The 18,182-nt window shown below is 67.1% G+C and carries 20 protein-coding genes; 13 read left to right on the top strand and 7 right to left on the bottom strand.

Going from position 1 to position 18,182, the window contains the following annotated elements; genetic code table 11:
- Positions 1 to 52 precede the first annotated feature (52 nt).
- The gene (gene secA / locus ACX12F_RS20920) at positions 53 to 2,833 is read left to right on the top strand and encodes a preprotein translocase subunit SecA (protein WP_459366262.1); all 2,781 of its coding nucleotides are present in this window, start codon (positions 53 to 55) and stop codon (positions 2,831 to 2,833) included.
- 7 nt (positions 2,834 to 2,840) lie between these two features.
- Here the strand turns inward: secA and ACX12F_RS20915 are convergent, their stop codons facing one another.
- Entirely contained in the window at positions 2,841 to 3,329 is a 489-nt protein-coding gene (locus ACX12F_RS20915; protein ID WP_459366261.1) for an Rv3235 family protein, read from the bottom strand.
- Between the two features lie 196 nt (positions 3,330 to 3,525).
- On the opposite strand from ACX12F_RS20915, the gene ACX12F_RS20910 reads away from it, so the two are divergent.
- From ACX12F_RS20910 to ACX12F_RS20890, 5 genes are all read left to right on the top strand, one after another.
- Positions 3,526 to 4,938 (top strand): WS/DGAT/MGAT family O-acyltransferase, encoded by a 1,413-nt coding sequence (locus tag ACX12F_RS20910; RefSeq protein WP_459366260.1) that lies wholly within the window; start codon positions 3,526 to 3,528, stop codon positions 4,936 to 4,938.
- Complete coding sequence (gene ppk2 / locus ACX12F_RS20905; RefSeq protein WP_459366259.1) at positions 4,938 to 5,768, top strand: polyphosphate kinase 2; 831 nt, start codon at positions 4,938 to 4,940, stop codon at positions 5,766 to 5,768. Before ACX12F_RS20910 ends, ppk2 begins: the two co-directional genes overlap by 1 nt.
- Positions 5,769 to 5,777: 9 nt before the next feature.
- Positions 5,778 to 6,293, top strand: coding sequence for a DUF6912 family protein (locus tag ACX12F_RS20900; protein WP_459366258.1), 516 nt, complete (start codon positions 5,778 to 5,780; stop codon positions 6,291 to 6,293).
- Positions 6,294 to 6,403: 110 nt separating this feature from the next.
- The gene (locus ACX12F_RS20895) at positions 6,404 to 7,546 is read left to right on the top strand and encodes a ferredoxin reductase (RefSeq protein ID WP_459366257.1); all 1,143 of its coding nucleotides are present in this window, start codon (positions 6,404 to 6,406) and stop codon (positions 7,544 to 7,546) included.
- Between the two features lie 93 nt (positions 7,547 to 7,639).
- Complete coding sequence (locus tag ACX12F_RS20890; protein ID WP_459366256.1) at positions 7,640 to 8,896, top strand: fatty acid desaturase family protein; 1,257 nt, start codon at positions 7,640 to 7,642, stop codon at positions 8,894 to 8,896.
- 384 nt (positions 8,897 to 9,280) lie between these two features.
- Here ACX12F_RS20890 and rsgA read toward each other — a convergent pair whose 3' ends face one another.
- Together rsgA and aroA are read right to left on the bottom strand one after the other, a co-directional pair.
- Positions 9,281 to 10,258, bottom strand: coding sequence for a ribosome small subunit-dependent GTPase A (rsgA, locus tag ACX12F_RS20885; RefSeq protein ID WP_459366255.1), 978 nt, complete (start codon positions 10,256 to 10,258; stop codon positions 9,281 to 9,283).
- 1 nt (position 10,259) lies between these two features.
- Positions 10,260 to 11,546, bottom strand: a complete 1,287-nt coding sequence (aroA, locus tag ACX12F_RS20880; protein ID WP_459366254.1) for a 3-phosphoshikimate 1-carboxyvinyltransferase — start codon at positions 11,544 to 11,546, stop codon at positions 10,260 to 10,262.
- A gap of 18 nt (positions 11,547 to 11,564) precedes the next feature.
- On the opposite strand from aroA, the gene ACX12F_RS20875 reads away from it, so the two are divergent.
- Positions 11,565 to 12,368 carry an SOS response-associated peptidase gene (locus tag ACX12F_RS20875; RefSeq protein WP_459366253.1) on the top strand — a complete coding sequence of 268 codons (804 nt, stop codon included), beginning with the start codon at positions 11,565 to 11,567 and terminating at the stop codon, positions 12,366 to 12,368.
- On the top strand, positions 12,365 to 13,840 hold the full coding sequence (locus tag ACX12F_RS20870) for a DUF7782 domain-containing protein (protein ID WP_459366252.1): 1,476 nt from the start codon (positions 12,365 to 12,367) through the stop codon (positions 13,838 to 13,840). Before ACX12F_RS20875 ends, ACX12F_RS20870 begins: the two co-directional genes overlap by 4 nt.
- A 14-nt stretch (positions 13,841 to 13,854) precedes the next feature.
- Here ACX12F_RS20870 and ACX12F_RS20865 read toward each other — a convergent pair whose 3' ends face one another.
- Positions 13,855 to 14,613 (bottom strand): class I SAM-dependent methyltransferase, encoded by a 759-nt coding sequence (locus ACX12F_RS20865; RefSeq protein WP_459366251.1) that lies wholly within the window; start codon positions 14,611 to 14,613, stop codon positions 13,855 to 13,857.
- 31 nt (positions 14,614 to 14,644) lie between these two features.
- Here ACX12F_RS20865 and ACX12F_RS20860 point away from each other — a divergent pair, with 31 nt between their 5' ends.
- Both ACX12F_RS20860 and ACX12F_RS20855 read left to right on the top strand, forming a co-directional pair.
- Positions 14,645 to 14,878, top strand: a complete 234-nt coding sequence (locus tag ACX12F_RS20860) for a hypothetical protein (RefSeq protein WP_459366250.1) — start codon at positions 14,645 to 14,647, stop codon at positions 14,876 to 14,878.
- A gap of 72 nt (positions 14,879 to 14,950) precedes the next feature.
- Positions 14,951 to 15,157 (top strand): hypothetical protein, encoded by a 207-nt coding sequence (locus ACX12F_RS20855; RefSeq protein WP_459366249.1) that lies wholly within the window; start codon positions 14,951 to 14,953, stop codon positions 15,155 to 15,157.
- A gap of 5 nt (positions 15,158 to 15,162) precedes the next feature.
- Here ACX12F_RS20855 and ACX12F_RS20850 read toward each other — a convergent pair whose 3' ends face one another.
- Positions 15,163 to 16,011 carry an SDR family oxidoreductase gene (locus ACX12F_RS20850; protein ID WP_459366248.1) on the bottom strand — a complete coding sequence of 283 codons (849 nt, stop codon included), beginning with the start codon at positions 16,009 to 16,011 and terminating at the stop codon, positions 15,163 to 15,165.
- A 23-nt stretch (positions 16,012 to 16,034) separates the two neighbouring features.
- Entirely contained in the window at positions 16,035 to 16,526 is a 492-nt protein-coding gene (locus ACX12F_RS20845) for an aminoacyl-tRNA deacylase (protein ID WP_459366247.1), read from the bottom strand.
- A 221-nt stretch (positions 16,527 to 16,747) separates the two neighbouring features.
- Between ACX12F_RS20845 and ACX12F_RS20840 the strand changes: the two genes are divergently transcribed.
- Positions 16,748 to 17,377: a sigma-70 family RNA polymerase sigma factor gene (locus ACX12F_RS20840; RefSeq protein ID WP_459370440.1), complete on the top strand. Its 630-nt coding sequence runs from the start codon at positions 16,748 to 16,750 to the stop codon at positions 17,375 to 17,377.
- The gene (gene rsrA, locus ACX12F_RS20835) at positions 17,377 to 17,694 is read left to right on the top strand and encodes a mycothiol system anti-sigma-R factor (protein WP_459366246.1); all 318 of its coding nucleotides are present in this window, start codon (positions 17,377 to 17,379) and stop codon (positions 17,692 to 17,694) included. The genes ACX12F_RS20840 and rsrA overlap by 1 nt, the downstream gene beginning before the upstream one ends.
- Before the next feature lie 55 nt (positions 17,695 to 17,749).
- Here the strand turns inward: rsrA and ACX12F_RS20830 are convergent, their stop codons facing one another.
- Positions 17,750 to 17,824 carry a 50S ribosomal protein bL37 gene (locus ACX12F_RS20830; RefSeq protein WP_085976028.1) on the bottom strand — a complete coding sequence of 25 codons (75 nt, stop codon included), beginning with the start codon at positions 17,822 to 17,824 and terminating at the stop codon, positions 17,750 to 17,752.
- A 137-nt stretch (positions 17,825 to 17,961) separates the two neighbouring features.
- On the opposite strand from ACX12F_RS20830, the gene ACX12F_RS20825 reads away from it, so the two are divergent.
- Positions 17,962 to 18,177, top strand: a complete 216-nt coding sequence (locus ACX12F_RS20825) for a biotin/lipoyl-binding carrier protein (protein ID WP_459366245.1) — start codon at positions 17,962 to 17,964, stop codon at positions 18,175 to 18,177.
- The last annotated feature ends 5 nt before the right edge of the window (positions 18,178 to 18,182 follow it).

Genomic DNA, 18,182 nt, shown 5'->3' with positions numbered 1-18,182 from the left:
ACGTCTAACCAGCTGACGTGTATCCGTTCTCAAGACCCACAGGGGAAATAGCGTGCTGTCGAAGTTGCTCCGCATCGGTGAAGGCCGCATGGTCAAGCGCCTGCAAAAGGTCGCCGACTATGTCAACACCTTGTCCGATGACGTCGAGAAACTGACGGACGACGAGCTGCGCGCCAAGACCGAAGAGTTCAAGAAGCGCATCGCCGAGGGCGAGTCGCTCGACGACCTGCTGCCCGAGGCCTTCGCCGTCGCCCGCGAGGCCGCGTGGCGCGTGCTGGACCAGCGCCACTTCGATGTCCAGGTGATGGGCGGCGCGGCGCTGCACTACGGCAACGTCGCCGAGATGAAGACCGGTGAGGGCAAGACCCTGACCTGTGTGCTCCCGGCCTACCTCAACGCCCTCTCCGGCAAGGGTGTGCACGTCGTCACCGTCAACGACTACCTGGCCAAGCGCGACAGCGAGTGGATGGGTCGCGTGCACCGCTTCCTCGGCCTGGAGGTCGGGGTGATCCTGTCGCAGCTGACGCCGGAGGAGCGTCGCGCCGCGTACAACGCCGACATCACCTACGGCACCAACAACGAGTTCGGCTTCGACTACCTGCGCGACAACATGGCGCACTCGACCGACGACATGGTCCAGCGTGGACACAACTTCGCGATCGTCGACGAGGTCGACTCGATCCTCATCGACGAGGCCCGTACCCCGCTGATCATCTCCGGACCCGCCGACGGCGCGTCGAACTGGTACACCGAGTTCGCGCGCATCGCGCCGCTCATGGAGAAGGACGTCCACTACGAGGTCGACATCCGCAAGCGCACCATCGGTGTGCACGAAGCCGGCGTGGAGTTCGTCGAGAACCAGCTCGGCATCGACAACCTCTACGAGGCCGCCAACTCGCCGCTGGTCAGCTACCTGAACAACGCCATCAAGGCCAAGGAACTGTTCCAGCGCGACAAGGACTACATCGTCCGCGACGGCGAGGTCGTCATCGTCGACGAGTTCACCGGCCGCGTGCTGGTCGGCCGCCGCTACAACGAGGGCATGCACCAGGCCATCGAGGCCAAAGAGCACGTCGAGATCAAGGCCGAGAACCAGACCCTGGCCACCATCACGCTGCAGAACTACTTCCGCCTCTACGAGAAGTTGTCCGGCATGACCGGTACCGCGGAGACCGAGGCCGCTGAGCTGCACGAGATCTACAAGCTTGGCGTGGTACAGATTCCCACCAACCGGTCCATGATCCGCCAGGACCAGTCCGACCTGATCTACAAGACCGAAGAGGCCAAGTACATGGCCGTCGTCGACGACGTGCAGGAGCGCTACGAGAAGGGCCAGCCGGTCCTGATCGGTACCACCAGCGTGGAGCGCTCCGAGTACCTGTCCAAGCAGTTCACCAAGCGCCGCATCCCGCACAACGTGCTCAACGCCAAGTACCACGAGCAGGAGGCGAGCATCATCGCCGAGGCGGGCCGGCTGAAGGCCGTCACCGTCGCCACCAACATGGCCGGCCGCGGTACCGACATCGTGTTGGGCGGCAACGTCGACTTCATCGCCGACGCCCGCCTGCGCAAGCGCGGTCTGGACCCCGTCGAGACGCCCGAAGAGTATGAAGCGGCCTGGCACGAGGAGCTGCCGAAGGTCAAGCAGCTGGTCGAGGAAGAGGCCAAGAAGGTCCGCGAGGTCGGTGGCCTCTACGTGCTGGGCACCGAACGCCACGAGTCCCGTCGTATCGACAACCAGCTCCGTGGCCGGTCCGGCCGTCAGGGCGACCCGGGTGAGTCGCGGTTCTTCCTGTCACTGTCCGACGAGCTGATGCGCCGCTTCAACGGCGCCACCCTCGAGGCGCTGCTGACCCGGCTGAACCTGCCGGACGACGTGCCGATCGAGGCCAAGATGGTGACCCGCGCGATCAAGAGCGCGCAGACCCAGGTCGAAGGGCAGAACTTCGAGGTCCGCAAGAACGTCCTCAAGTACGACGAGGTGATGAACCAGCAGCGCAAGGTCATCTACCGCGAGCGCAAGATGATCCTCGAGGGCGAGGACGTCCAGGAAACAGCCCACAACATGCTGGTCGACGTCGTCACCGCGTACGTCGACGGCGCCACGTCCGAGGGCTATGCCGAGGACTGGGACCTGGCCAAGTTGTGGGATGCGCTCAAGACGTTGTACCCGGTGGGCCTGGACTACCACGACCTGGTCGACTCCGACGCCGTCGGCGAGCCGGGCGAGCTGACGCAGGAGGAGCTGCGCAACGCGCTGATCGCCGACGCCGAGAAGGCCTACGCCAAGCGGGAAGCCGATCTGGAGGCCATCGCCGGCCCGGGTGCCATGCGGCAGCTGGAGCGCAGCGTGCTGCTCAACGTCATCGACCGCAAGTGGCGTGAGCACCTCTACGAGATGGACTACCTCAAGGAGGGCATCGGCCTGCGTGCCATGGCGCAGCGCGACCCGTTGGTCGAGTACCAGCGCGAGGGTTTCGACATGTTCACGGGCATGCTCGAAGGGTTGAAGGAAGAGTCGGTCGGCTTCCTGTTCAACGTGCAGGTCGAGGCGCAGCAGGCGCCGCAGGTGGCGCCGGTCGCCGCACCGCAGGGGTTGGCGCAGTTCGCCGCCGAGGCCGAGCAGAACGCCGCGGCCGAGCAGGCCGCGCCGGCAGCGTTGCGCGCCAAGGGAATTGAGGACAAGGCCGGCAACAGAGGACAGGCCATGACCTACAGCGGTCCGGCCGAGGACGGCTCCGCGGAGGTTCGCCGGGAAGGCGGCCGGCACGCCGCCGGACCGGGTTCCCGCCGGGAACGGCGTGAGGCCGCGCGCAAGCAGAAGCGGCGCTAGCCACTCGCTAGCCCAGCTGCAGGGCCACGAATTGCCAACGCCCGCCGAGGATTTCGATCCGGCCGGCGGCGGCGTGCAGTCGTGGCCCGCGGCTGAAGGTGGCGAACATCTCGACGGCCGTGGCCAGCCCGTCCTGTTCGCGGGCCGTGCGGAGCCGTACCCGCCGCAGTACGGCCGCGCCGTCGTTCCGGGGGTGGCGGGGCCAGGACGACATGGCGTCGAACAACGTCGCGGTCACCAGTGGACGCAGCTGCGCCGTCGGACGGCGCCGGTCGCTGACCTCCAGAACCCGGCGCAGCGCGGTGTCGGCGAACACCAGCGCGGCCGTGGGCGGCGCGGCCTCGAGCTGGTATGCGACAGCGGATTCGGTGATCGGATCGGACACCACGTGCAGCCGGTTGATCGCACGAACCGCCGTTCCCGTCGCATCCGGCGGCGGCTCGTAGTCGACGATCGGTGCCGTCAGCTCGATGTCGATGCGGGTCGATGCGGTCATGAGATCTCTCCAGCGGTCGGTCAGGGGTGTGACGCATCTGCTGGAGAGTTGCAGACCGCTAAATCATCGCACCGGTTTCAGCTGGCGCTCGACGCCAATTCGCCGATCCGGTGCTGCGGGGGACGGGTCACGGGGATACCGTGACGGGGTCGTTCAGGAGTTTGTACCTGGCCGGTGACAAGGAGGAGCGGGCTGCATGGTGACCCGGTTGTCGGCGTCAGATGCGTCGTTCTTCGGGCTAGAAGACTCATCGACACCCATGTATGTCGGGACGCTGTCCATCCTGCGGCGGCCGCGGGCCGGCCTGAGCTACGAGACGTTGTTGGCGACCGTCGAGGCCAGGCTTCCGCAGATTCCGCGCTACCGGCAGAAGGTCCGCGAGGTCACGCTCGGCCTGGCCCGGCCGGTCTGGGTCGACGACCGCGACTTCGACATCACCTACCACATCCGGCGTTCGGCGCTGCCGTCTCCGGGCAGTGATGCCCAGCTCCACGATCTGGTGGCCCGACTGGGGTCACGGCCCCTGGACAAGACCCGGCCGCTGTGGGAGATGTGCCTGGTGGAGGGACTCTCCGACAACCGCCTCGCCATCTACACCAAGACGCACCAAGCCCTCGTCAACGGCATGACGGCGCTGGAGGTCGGGCACGTCATCGCCGACCGGACCCAGAAGCCGCCCGAGTTCGGAGAGGACATCTGGATCCCGGGTCGCGAGCCCAGCGACGTCTCCCTGCTGCTGGGTGCCATCGGGGAGTGGATCACCCGGCCGACGGCGCAGTTGGCCGCCGTCCAGTCGGCGGCCGCGGACATGATCTCGAGCACCGAGCAGTTCGTCGAGGCCGGCCGGCGCGTCATCGACATGGCCCGCACGATGGTGCGCGGTACCGCCCCGAACAGCCCGCTCAATGCCACAGTGTCGCGCAACCGGCGCTTCACCGTGGCCAAGCACGAACTCGAGGAGTATCGCCAGCTGCGGACCCGCTTCGACTGCGACGTCAACGATGTCGTGCTGGCGGTGGTGACCGGTGCGCTGCGCAACTGGCTGATGTCGCGCGGCCAGTCGGTGTCGACGGGCATGACCGTCCGGGCCATGGCGCCCATGTCGGTGTACCCCGAAACCGACCACCTGGAGACTGCCGGTCCGGGCCAGGCGATCAGTGAGGTGACGCCGTTCCTGGTGGACCTGCCCGTGGGCGAGAACAACGCGCTGGTCCGGCTGTCCCAGATCGCGCACGCCACCGAGACCCAGGCCACCACGACCACTCCGGTCGACGCGCGCACCATCGTCACGCTGTCGGGTTTCGCGCCACCGACGCTGCACGCCATGGGTACCCGGGTCGCGACGAGTTTCCCGGCGCGCCAGTTCAACCTGTTGATCACCAACGTGCCGGGCGCCCAGAAGCAGATGTACGTGGCAGGCACCAAGCTGCTGGACACTTACGCGGTCCCGCCGCTGTTGAGCAACCAGGTGCTGGCGCTCGGCATCACGTCGTACAACGGGAGTCTCTACTACGGCATCAACGCCGACCGTGAGGCCATGAGCGACGTCGACGTATTCCCGAGCCTCCTGCGTGAGGCGCTCGACGAGCTGAGAGAGGCGGCACGCTGATGGTGTCCAAGAAGGCCCGCAAGATCCCGAACGACGTCTACGCCGCCGAGATTTTCCGGCTGCAGACCGAGCTGGTGAAACTGCAGGAGTGGGTTCGTGCCACCGGCGCACGCATCGTGATCGTCTTCGAGGGCCGCGATGCCGCGGGCAAGGGCGGCACCATCAAGCGAGTCACCGAATACTTGAGTCCGCGCATCGCGCGGGTCGCGGCGCTACCCGCGCCGAGTGACCGGGAGCAGGGCGAGTGGTACTACCAGCGCTACGTCGCGCACCTGCCGGCCAAAGGCGAGATCGTGCTGTTCGACCGGTCCTGGTACAACCGGGCCGGCGTGGAGACGGTGATGGGTTTCTGCACCCCGCAGGAACACGAGCTGTTCCTGCGGCAGACCCCGATCTTCGAGCAGATGCTGATCGACGACGGCATCATCCTGCGCAAGTACTGGTTCTCGGTGTCCGACACTGAACAACTCAAGCGGTTCCGGTCCCGCCTCAACGACCCGGTCCGGCAATGGAAGCTGTCGCCGATGGACCTGGAGTCCGTGTACCGCTGGGAGGACTACTCGCGGGCCAAGGATCAGATGATGGTCCACTGCGACACCCCGCAGAGCCCGTGGTTCGTCGTCGAATCCGATATCAAGAAGCACGCGCGGCTCAACATGATCTCGCATCTGCTGTCCACGATCCCGTACACCCCGGTCGAGCATTCGAAGGTGGAGCTGCCCGAACGTCCGGTGGTGAGCGGGACTTACGTGCGGCCGTCGCGCGAGCTCACCACCTATGTGCCAGATCACGTGGCCGAGCTGATGGGCGATCCCGAGAGATCCCTTTAGAGTGCCCTGGTGCGCGTCTACATTCCGGCGACCCTGGCCATGCTCACGCAACTGGTGGCCGACGGGGCGATGCCGGCCCGCAGCGGTACCGCGTTCGCGGTGACGCCGACCCTTCGTGAGGCGTACGCGCACGGCGACGAGGACGAGCTCGGTGAGATCGCGCTCCAGGAGGCGGCGCTGGCCTCACTGCGGCTGCTGGCGGGCGAAGGAGTAGGCGAGGAAGCCGGGCTGCCGCCGCGGCGGGCGGTGCTGGTGGCCCAGGTGGAGGGAGTCGACGGCGTCACCCTCCGTCCTGATCTGGACGACGCCGTGGTGCGGCTGGCCGGACCGGTGGCGCTGGGCGACGTGATCGCGGCGTACGTCGACAACTCGACGGCAGAGCCGGCGGTGCTTGCTGCGGTGGCGGCGGTCGATGCCGCCGACCTCGGCGACGAGGACGCCGAGCTCACCGTCGGAGACGCCCAGGATCACGACCTGGCGTGGTATGCCGCGCAGGAGTTACCGTTTTTGTTGGAGCTGCTGTAGCCCTCGCGCCTGGCTGGCACGGGCAGCTACTTGCGCGTAGGTTACGGTACCGTAGGTTAGGACAGCTGATCGGGACGCGATCAGTAGTGACCACCTGAGCGGGAGTGAGCGTGGCCAAGAACACCATCAAAGTTTCGGCCAATGTGGTCGACACGGTGCGGCCCACGGTGGCCGGCGCCAAGGAGCGGCCGGGCTGGCATGCCTTGCGCACGCTCGTCGGCCGGATCACGACGCCGCTGTTGCCGGACGACTACCTCAAGCTGGTCAATCCGCTGTGGTCGGCTCGGGAGCTGCGCGGCAAGGTCGTCGAGGTGCGTCGGGAGACCGAGGATTCGGCAACCCTGGTGATCAAGCCGGGCTGGGGCTTCTCGTTCGACTACCACCCGGGGCAGTACATCGGCATCGGCTTGTTGGTGGACGGCCGCTGGCGGTGGCGCTCGTACTCGCTGACGTCGAGCCCCGTGGAGTCGCGCGGCGACCACACCATCACCATCACGGTGAAGGCCATGCCCGAGGGCTTCCTGTCCACCCACCTGGTCGGTGGCGTGGCACCGGGCACCATCGTGCGGCTGGCGGCGCCGCAGGGCGAGTTCGTCATGCCGGATCCGGCGCCGGGCAAGGTGCTGTTCCTGACCGCCGGCTCGGGCATCACCCCGGTGATGTCCATGCTGCGCACCCTGGCGCGCCGGGACCAGATCACCGACATCGTCCACCTGCATTCGGCTCCGACCGAGGCCGACGTCATCTTCGCCGACGAATTGGCGCAGCTGGCCAAGGATCACCCCAGTTACCAGCTGCGAGTGCGCGCCACCCGTACCGAGGGGCGCTTGGACCTGTCCAAGCTGGACGAGGAAGTCGCCGACTGGCGGACGCGCGAGGCGTGGGCGTGTGGCCCGGAGGCCATGCTCCACGACGCCGAGCGTGAGTACGGCGCGGCCGGGCTCGGGGTGCGGCTGCACCTGGAGCGGTTCGCGGCATCACGGGCTGCGGTCGAGGGCACCGGTGGTTCGGTGACGTTCGAGCGCAGTGGCAAGACCATCGTCGCCGATGCGGCGACGTCGCTGATGGAAGCCGGTGAACAGGCCGGCGTGCAGATGCCGTTCGGCTGCCGGATGGGCATCTGCCAGTCCTGTGTGGTGGGTTTGCTGGAGGGCCACGCCCGGGATCTGCGGACAGGGGAAGAACGGGAACCCGGAAGCCGGGTGCAGACATGTGTTTCGGCTGCGGCCGGCGACTGTGTGTTGGATATTTAACAACACGGTAGAACTGCGAAATTCAGAATTTGCTGTCTAGTAACCTACGGTTGAGTAGGTTACGCTAGCGTAGGTAATTGGAAGGAGGTCGATATGGCAGTCACTGACGTACCGGAATTCACGCACCTGACCGAAGCTGATATCGAGGCTCTGGGCGTCGAGCTGGACGCGATCCGGCAGGACATCGAAGAATCCCGCGGCGTTCGCGACGCGCGGTACATCCGCCGCACCATCGCGGCACAACGTGCACTCGAAGTGGCCGGCCGTCTGCTGCTGTTGCGCAGCTCGAAGCGGGCGTACTGGTGGGCCGGGGCGAGCACCCTGGGCGTGGCCAAGATCATCGAGAACATGGAGATCGGCCACAACGTCATGCACGGCCAGTGGGACTGGATGAACGATCCCGAGATTCACTCCTCGACATGGGAGTGGGATATGAACGGGGTCTCCAAGCACTGGCGGTTCACCCACAACTTCATGCACCACAAGTACACGAACATCCTGGGGATGGACGACGATGTGGGCTACGGCCTGATCCGCGTCACGCGTGACATCAAGTGGAAGCCCCACCATCTCTTCAACCTCGGGTTCAACACCGTGTTGTCGCTGCTGTTCGAGTGGGGCGTCGGTCTGCAGCACCTGGAGCTCGGCAAGATCTTCAAGGGCCGCGACGACCGCAAGGCCACCATGATCCGGGTGCGCGAGTTCGGCATCAAGGCTGTGCACCAGCTGACCAAGGACTACGTCGCGTACCCCGCGATCACGGCCCTGTCTCCGGGTGCCACGTTCAAGTCGACGATGAAGGCCAACTTCGTGGCCAACCTCATCCGCAACGTGTGGGCCAACGCGGTGATCTTCTGCGGCCATTTCCCCGATGGCGCCGAGAAGTTCACCAAGACCGACATGGTCGGCGAATCCAGGGGTGAGTGGTACCTGCGCCAGATGCTGGGCAGCGCCAACTTCAACTCGGGTCCGGCGCTGGCCTTCATGAGCGGCAATCTGAGCTACCAGATCGAGCACCACCTGTTCCCGGATCTGCCGAGCAATCGGTACGCCGAGATCGCGGTCCGCGTTCGGGCGCTGTGCGAGAAGTACGACCTGCCGTACACCACCGGGAACTTCCTGGTGCAGTACGGCAAGACGTGGCGCACCATCGCGAAGCTGTCGGTGCCGGACAAGTACCTGACCGACACCGTCGACGATGCCCCGGAGACCCGGAGCGAGCGCATGTTCGTCGAGCTCGACGAGAGCTTCGGCGTCGTCGACCCGACGACCGGCAACAAGCGCGGTCTGAAGACGGCCATCGCGACCGTGCGTAGCCGCCGTTGGGCCAAGCGCGCAGCCGCCGCTTGAGCAGGCTTTCGCGAGCAGGCACAAAAAACTGCCCCTCTTCTCCGGAAGAGGGGCAGTTTTGGTTCAGCCGACGTTGCCGCGGTGCTCAGGCGGGGCAGGCGTGAATGTCTGGCTGCCGGGATTGACATGGTTCTCGGTCGGAGACACCGATGTCGTAGTTGTGGTCGTTGTGGTCGTCGTGGGGCTGGGGGATTGACCTCCGTTGCTACAACTGGCCAGCAACGCACTCGATGCGATCAATGCGCTCATACCCAGCGTGGCGCTCAGGCGCCGGATCGTCCGTGAATTCATAGTGGCCGATGCTATGACTCATTCGGTCATGGCGGCAGGGGCGAAATCGTGAGGAAAGACGTCCGTAAAGAAAATTCACATACCCGCGGCCCGCTAGTACGTCGGCTCGTTCAGCACCGCGATCAGGCGACGGGCGGCGGCGACGCGGTCGACGGCCGGTCCGGTGAGCGCGTCCAGCGCGCATTCCGGGTCGGCCGGTGGCCCCATGTGCCCGCAGCCGCGCGGGCAGTCCTCGATGGCCTCGGCGAGATCGGAGAAGGCCAGCAGCACGTCGTCGGGCTTGATGTGCGCCAGCCCGAAGGACCGGATGCCCGGGGTGTCGACGACCCAGCCGTCGTTGAGCGGCAGCGCCACCGACTGGGTCGAGGTGTGCTTGCCCTTGCCGACGCCCGACACCTCGCCGGTGGCCCGGTCCGCCTGGGGCACAAGGCGATTCACCAACGTGGACTTGCCGACCCCGGAATGGCCGAGCAGCACCGTGACGTGGCCCTCGAGCAGGGGCGCCACCGCGTCGAGCGGATCGTCGCGGCCGGCGGTGATGATCGTCAGATCCAGGCCGGTGAATTCAGCGGCGAATTGTTCGGCCGGGGCCAGGTCTTGCTTGGTCAGACACAGGATCGGCCGCAGCCCACCGACATACGCGGCGATCAGGGCCCGCTGCACCAGCCCGGCCCGCGGCGGCGGGTCGGCCAGCGCGACCACCATCAACAACTGGTCGGCATTGGCGACCACCACCCGTTCGGTCGGGTCGGTGTCATCGGCCGTGCGACGCAACACCGTTCGGCGGTCGTCGCGGCGGACGATGCGAGCCAGGGTGTCGGGCTTGCCCGACAGGTCGCCGACGATGCCCACCGAATCGCCGACCACGATCGGAGTACGGCCCAGTTCGCGGGCCCGCATCGCGGTGATGATGTGGTCCGGATTGCCGTCCAGTGCACAACCCCAGCGGCCGCGGTCGACGGTGACGACCATGGCCTCGCGAGCGTCGGCGTGGGTGGGCCGGTTCTTGGTGCGGGGGCGCGAACCTTTGCCCGAGCGCACCCGGACATCTGATTCGTCGTACTCCCGCAAGCTATTTCCCGGCCAGCAGGTCTGCCCACATACCGGGGAAGTCAGGCAGTGTCTTGGCCGTGGTGGCGATGTCCTCCACCTGGACGCCGGGCACCCGCAGCCCGATGATCGCGCCTGCGGTCGCCATCCGGTGATCGGCATACGATCGCCAGATGCCCTCGTGCAGTGGCACAGCCGTGATCACCAGGCCGTCGTCGGTCTCGCGGCACTGGCCACCCAGCCCGTTGATCTCGGCGGTCAGGGCAGCCAGGCGGTCGGTCTCGTGCCCACGCAGATGTGCGATGCCCGACAGCGTCGACACCGAACCGGGACTGGCCAGCGCGGCCAGCGCGGCCATCGACGGCGCCAGCTCGCCGACGGCCTTCAAGTTGGCGTCGAAGCCGGGGTAGCTCTGCGCGCCCCGGACCTCCAGGTACGAATCAACCACCCGGACAGCGGTATTGAGCTTGCCGAGCAGCTCGAGGATGTCACCGGAGGGCTGGACGCTCTGCTCCGGCCAGTGGGCCAGCCGCACCGTGCCCCCGGTCACCGCGGCGGCAGCCAGGAACGGCACCGAGTTCGACAGATCCGGTTCGATGGCCCAGTGGCGCGCCGCGATCGGGCCTGCCGACACGTGCCAGCGGTTCGGCTCGCTGTCATCGACCTCGACGCCCGCCTCGCGCAGCATCGTGATGGTCATCGCGATGTGCGGCTGCGACGGCACCGTATCGCCGGTGTGGATGACCGTCAGGCCCGAGCGGAAAGTGGCTCCCGACAACAACAGCCCGGACACGAACTGCGACGACGACGACGCATCGATTCGCACCTCGCCGCCGGCCACCGATCCGGTGCCGGACACCGTGAACGGCATGCCGTCGCCGTCGATGTCGACGCCGAGGCCGCGCATCGCATCCAGCAGTGGCGTGATGGGGCGGGTCTTGGCCTGCTCGTCACCGTCAAAGACAACGTGCCCCGTGCCCTGCGCGGCCACCGGCGGGACGAACCGCAGCACGGTGCCGGCCAGCCCGCAGTCGATGCGCACGTGGTCGGCGGGGGAGATGGCACCGCCGACGGTCAGTTCGGTGCCGTCACCGTCGACCGTCACACCCAGGGCCTGCAGCGCGCCGATCATCAGGTTGGTGTCGCGGCTACGCAGCGCGCCGCTGACCGTGGAGACCCCGGCGGTGCCCCCGGTACGTGTTCCCAAAGCCGCCAGGATCAACGCCCGGTTGGTCTGCGACTTCGATCCCGGCACGGTGACAGTGGCCTGCACCGGACCGGTCACCGACGGTGCGGGCCAGAGTTCCATGCCCCTATCCTGCCTGGTATGTGCGGGCGATTTGCAGTCACCACCGACCCGGCGCTGCTGGCCGAGAAAATCCACGCTTTGGACGAAACCGCCGAGAGCGCCGTTCGAACTGCGAAAGACGGTGCTGAGCAGGGTGCCGGCAACTCTGGAGCCAACTACAACGTGGCCCCCACCACGACAATCAGCACCGTGGTGCGGCGGCATTCCGAGCCCGACGACGAGGCCACCCGCCGGATCCGGTCGATGCGCTGGGGCCTGATCCCGCCGTGGGTGAAGACCACGGCCGACGGTTCACCCGACACCAAGGGACCACTGCTGATCAACGCGCGCGCCGAGACGCTCACCACGTCACCGGCGTTCCGCGGCTCGGCGAAATCGAAGCGCTGCCTCATCCCGATGGACGGCTGGTACGAGTGGCGGCCCAACCCGGCGGCGGCCGAGGGCAAGAAGGCCACCAAGACCCCGTTCTACATGCACGCAGCCGACGACGATCTGCTCTTCATGGCGGGTCTATGGTCGACCTGGCGGCCTGCCGGCAGTTCCCGCGAGGACGCCCCCCTGGTCAGCTGCACCATCATCACAACCGAGTCGGTCGGGCCGCTGGCCGAGATCCACGACCGCATGCCGCTGACCATCAGCGCCGGCGACTGGGACCGCTGGCTCGATCCCGACGCACCGATCGACGAGGGGCTGCTACGCGGGCACGGCGACCTGGACCGCATCGTCACCCGTGAGGTGTCCAAGTTGGTCAACAGCATTCGCAACAATGGCCCCGAACTCATCGAACCCGCCAAGGCCGAACCTGAAGGGACGTTGTTTTGACCGCGCTCGACCCGCTGTTGGTGGAGGCGCTCGGCGCTGATCTGCGCTCGGCCGGATACACCACCGACGGAGTGGCCGAGCTGCTCGGCGACGACGCCAACGCCGCGATGAGCCGCGGCGTGTGGTGGCCGGCGCTGCGCGCGACCAGAACCGCCGACAACACCCGACTGGCCACGCTGATCCGGCTCTTCCTCCTCGGTACCGATGAACCGGTGGACCAGGTGCAGACGGCATTCCCGTCGACCCCTCTCGCCGAGCTGGCCGCGGCCGGCGTGCTGCACGTGACCGGCACGGCCCGCGCGGCTCTCGACATCCGTCCGCACAGCGACGGGGAACGCGACTTTTTCGTCGTCTCGGACCAGGACGCCGCCCTGCGCAGCGGGCCGGTCGAGCACGAGCATGTGCTCGGTATCGGCGGCGCGTCGATGTCGTTGGCGCGGGCCGTCATTCGGACGCCGGTGCAGCGCGCGCTCGATCTGGGCACCGGCTGCGGCATCCAGGCGCTGCACCTGTCCGGCCACTGCGCCGACATCGTGGGCACCGACACCAACCCGCGGGCGCTGGCCCTGGCGCAGGCCACCGCCGGCCTCAACGGGATGTCCTGGGATCTGCGGCCCGGCAGCCTGTTCGACCCGGTGGCCGGGGAGCGGTTCGACCTCATCGTCTCCAACCCGCCGTTCGTCGTGGGCGCGGGAGCCCGGGACTACATCTACCGCGACTCGGGCGTGGCCGGAGACGGCTTGTGCCGCACCATCATCGAGAATGTCGGCAACTACCTGACGCCCGGCGGTACCGCCCAGATCATGGCCAATTGGATTGTCCGGGGCGATGATTGGCAGACCCGGGTGCGGCAGTGGCTGGCCGGCACCGGGCTGCACGCCTGGGTGGTGCAGCGGGAGCTGGCCGACCCGGTCAGCTACGTGTCTCTGTGGCTGGCCGACGCCGGGGAGCCCGCCGAACAGATTGCACAGCGGGGCGCGGACTGGCTGGACTGGTTCGACGCCGAAGGCATCACCGGGATCGGTATGGGCCTGATCTCGCTGCGGGTGCCGCGCCCCGGTGAGGCGCCCGAGCAGATTCTCGAGGAGATCACCGACGAACCCATCACCGGGGTCGAGGTGGAGGCGTTCTTCGCCCGCCGGGCCTACCTGCGCGACAACTCGGACGCTGCCCTGCTGGCGGCGCGGCTGTCGACGGCGCCGGTACTGCTGGAACGGCATTCGCTGCCCGGGCCGGATGGTTGGCAACAGATCGGCGCCGCCGTCCGTCGTCCCGGCGGCCCGGGCGCGGTGCTCGGCGTGGACGAGGTCATGACCGCTCTGCTGGCCGGGTGCCGCGGTGAGGTGCCGCTGGGCACACTCATCGGCCTCCTCGCGGCGCATCACGGCGTCGACGCCGATGCCCTCGCCGAGGCGGCGCTACCCGAGGTCCGGGAAGCGATCGGTCGGGGAATTCTCTACCAGGCCAGCTGAATTCAGCGACAGCCTCAACGACGACGTGCGGTGATCACCGCGTACGGCGCGTCGAAAGCGACGGTGCCGTCGGATGATTCGTGAGCGGCCAATGCCGCGGTGAAGGCGGTGACCAGCCGGTGGCGGGTTGCGTCGTCGAGGTTGGCCAACATCGAGACGTGCATCGGCGATTCGTCGGTGATGAACCGCACCCCGTCCGCCAACGACGCGAAACGCCAGGTGAGCGTCCCGCTTTCAATGTTCACGTCGGCGAAGTCGGCGTCCAGCCGGGCGTGCACCAACTCGGGCACGCCCCACTGATCGGGAGAGTAGGGGGCTTGTTCCGGCAGGCCCAGCACCTCGATGATCGGGGTGAAGAACGGATTGTCCCCGGCCCGTACCCACGTCGAAAATCCCAGGGCACCACCGGGTTTGAGTAGCCGAGCCAGTTCAGCGACCATGGCGGCCGGCTCGACGAAGATGATGCCCTGGTTCGATACCGCGGTGTCGAAGGCAGCATCGGGTAACCCGGTGGCGGACGCGTCGGCGGCCACCCACTGGACCGCATCGCCACCGGGCTTGGCGGCAGCGATGGCCAGCAACTCGGGCGTGAGGTCGACACCGGTGACATGTGCGCCCAGACCCGCGGCGTGCAGCGCCGCGTTGCCGGTCCCGCAGGCCAGGTCGACGAGGACGGTGCCGGGCCCGTGGGGTACCGCGGCGACGACCTCTGTGGCGATGGGCAAGATGAATTCGGCGACGGCCTCATACCGTCCGACTGACCACGTCGACATGCGGCCACTGTATGCCTACGTTGGAACCACCATGACCGACGACGAAGAACGTGCGGCCGGCGTACTCGGTTTCGAGATGACGATCGCCGAGTGGCTCGGTACCGCAGCCATGCTCGCTGCGCCTTATCTGGTGCTGAGTCTGCTCTGGGCGATGACGCACACCGCCGCGTTCGAGGCTGCCCATGGTGCGGACCGCGTGTTCGTGCTCGTCCGGACCGTGGCGTTCTGGCCGATGCTGCTGCTGACGAGCATGTGCCTGCCATGACCGGTGAAACACCCGGGGCGGGGCGTTGATCTGATGCGCCGATTGCTCAGCCGGCGGGTCAGCGTCGGCGCGATGGCGGAATTCCTGCTGTGGATGGCGCTGCCGTACCTGCTGATCGGTATGGCGTGGACGTTTCTGCACCCGCATGCGGTGGAGCAGGTTCAGAAGCAATGGGACCGCGCTTTTCCCGCCATCGCACCGCTGGCCGCACTCGTCGAGGTGACGGTGGTGTGGCCGCCGATGGTCTCGGGTGTCGAGATCTGCCCTGTCTCGGCCTAATTGGCCTAGGGGCCGGTGTATCCGGGCGGGTTGGGGGTGTCCACCCACAGGTCGACGCCGAGCTCGCCGCCGGGGACGCAGTTGTACACCGACAGGTCGGTGACGCCGGAGTCCAGCAGCACGTCCTCGCACAACAGGCTCTGACCGGTGTACTCGCGGGCCGGCTTGGTGAAGACCGCGTAGGCGGCGTCGGAGTACACCTCGGGACGGCGGGCCCTGGCCATGGCCTCGTCACCGCCGAGCAGGTTCTGCACGGCAGCGGTGGCGACCAGCGTGCGCGGCCACAGGGTGTTCGACGCGATGCCGGCTTCGCGCATCTCTTCGGCGATACCCAACGCGCACAACGTCATTCCGTACTTCGCCATCATGTAGGCGGTCGGCTTGAGCCACTCGGATTCCATCCGGATCGGCGGCGACAGCGTGAGGATGTGCGGGTTCTCGCGGCCCTTCATGTGAGGGATACAGGCTTGCGAGACGGCGTAGGTGCCACGGATCTGGATGCCGTTCATCAGGTCGAAGCGCTTCATCGGCACTTCCTCGATGGAGCCGAGGTTGATGGCCGAGGCGTTGTTCACGCAGAGGTCGATGGCACCGAACTGCTCGACGGCCTGAGCCACCGCGGCAGTGACGGAGTCGGGATCACGGACGTCACCGACGATAGGCAGGGCCTGGCCGCCGGCCTCCTCGATCTCCTTGGCCGCCGTGTAGACGGTGCCTTCGAGTTTGGGATGGGGCTCCGCGGTCTTGGCCAACAGTGCGACATTGGCGCCGTCGGCCGCGACCTTCTTGGCGATGGCCAGACCGATGCCACGGCTGGCACCGGAGATGAACATGGTCTTCCCGGACAGTGTCATGCGCACACCCTATGCCGCCGGAGTTACCGCGGAGTACATATCTCGGCAGTCACCGCCGAGGTGGCGCTGACCAGGTCGGCCGGGGCCAGCACGACGTCCAGTCCGCGCTTGCCCGCGCTGCACAGGACCCGGTCCCACTGCAGTGCCGAGTCGTCGACGACCGTCGGTAACGGCCTGCGTTGTCCCAGCGGAGAAATACCGCCGACGACGTACCCGGTGGAACGTTGCGCGGCGGCCTGCTCGGCCATCTCGGCCTTCGGGACACCCAGCGCGGCCGCCGCGGCCTTGAACGACAGCTTGCCGGGCACCGGGAGTACCGCGACGGCCAGGCCGCCGGGGATCGCCAGCACCAGCGTCTTGAAGATCTGCGCCGCGACGAACCCTGCCGCGGCCAGTTCGGTGACGGCCTCGTCGCCGAACGACGTCGCCCGCGGGTCGTGCCGGAACTGTCGCACCTCGTAGCTGATCCCGGCGGCCTGTAGTGCCCTGATCGCCGGGGTTGCCGCGCTCGCCATGGCGTCCAAGGGTAAGGGCCGCAGCGAGATCGGGAACAACTGCGAGGTCCGGCGCTGTTACTCCCGTCAGCATGGTCAATTAATGGCTGGAGAACTTGTCGGTCGCAGCCTCTAGGATCGGACGGAAGGGGACATAGGTGCCAACGGCATGTCTGGAACGTCCGGTCGAGTTGCCGGACCTGTTGCGTGGCGCCGCGACAGAAGGGACGGTCTCGACCACGATGACCGACATCGACGGGCTGGGGTCCGCGCTCGAGAGCGATGCGGAGCTGACGGCGCGTTTCGAGCGCGACGCCATTCCGCTGCTCGATCAGCTCTACGGCGGTGCGCTGCGCATGACGCGCAATCCCGCGGACGCCGAGGACCTGGTGCAGGAAACCATGGTCAAGGCCTACTCGGCCTTCCATTCTTTCCGTGAGGGCACCAACCTCAAGGCGTGGCTGTACCGCATCATGACCAACACGTACATCAACAGCTACCGCAAGAAGCAGCGGCAGCCGGCGGAGTACCCGACCGACGAGATCACCGACTGGCAGCTGGCGTCCAACGCCGAGCACTCGTCGACCGGTCTGCGCTCGGCCGAGGTCGAGGCACTCGAGGCGCTGCCGGACACCGAAATCAAGGCCGCGCTGCAGGCGCTGCCGGAGGAGTTCAGGATGGCGGTGTACTACGCCGACGTCGAGGGCTTCCCGTACAAGGAGATCGCCGAAATCATGGATACCCCGATCGGGACGGTGATGTCCCGTCTGCACCGTGGCCGCAAGCAGCTGCGCGAACTGTTGGCCGGCGTCGCCCGGGACCGCGGATTCGTCCGTGGGGACAGCCTTGTCGACAGCCAGGAGGTGTCCTGATGAGCGACAGCGACGAGTTCACCCGTCCTGACGGGCATACGTTCAAGCCGCCGATCGGGCCGGTCGACCCGGAGCATCCGGAATGCGCCGCGGTGATCGCCGAGGTATGGACCCTGCTCGACGGGGAATGCACCGCCGAGACGCGCGACAAGCTGCGTTTCCACCTGGAGGAGTGCCCGACCTGCCTGCGGCAGTACGGCGTGGAGGAGCGGGTGAAGGCGCTGATCGCCACCAAATGCAGCGGGGAGAAGGCTCCCGATGGCCTGCGTGCCCGCCTGAAGCTCGAAATCAGCCGCACCACCATCATTCGCGGCTGAACGTAAAAAAACCGCCCGGTTCCGTGAGGAGCCGGGCGGTTTTGGTAGGCGTGGGTCAGGCGTTGGGACGCCGGCCGTGGTTGGCCTTCGAGTGCTTACGGTCACGCTTCTTGCGGCCACGCTTGGCCATGATGGTCCTCCAAAGGTTCGGTTGCTCGCCCTACAGTGTCGCACGGCCACGCCACCCAATTGCAAACCGTGGTGCTGTGGTGCAATAGAGGCCGCAGGCACCGCCTGTGGACAGATACGTAGACGAGTGGGGTGAAGATGGCCGAGGACGTTCGCGCTGAAATCGTGGCCAGTGTGCTCGAGGTCGTGGTTCGCCAGGGCGACCAGATCGGCGAGGGTGACACGGTGGTGCTCCTCGAGTCGATGAAGATGGAGATTCCGGTGCTGGCCGAGGTCGCCGGCACGGTGACGTCCGTCAACGTGGCTGTCGGCGACGTGATCCAGGCCGGCGACCTCATCGCCGTCATCGGCTAGGCCCC

Source organism: Mycolicibacterium sp. HS_4_1, from assembly GCF_054515875.1.
This window is presented reverse-complemented; position numbering and strand designations above follow the sequence as displayed.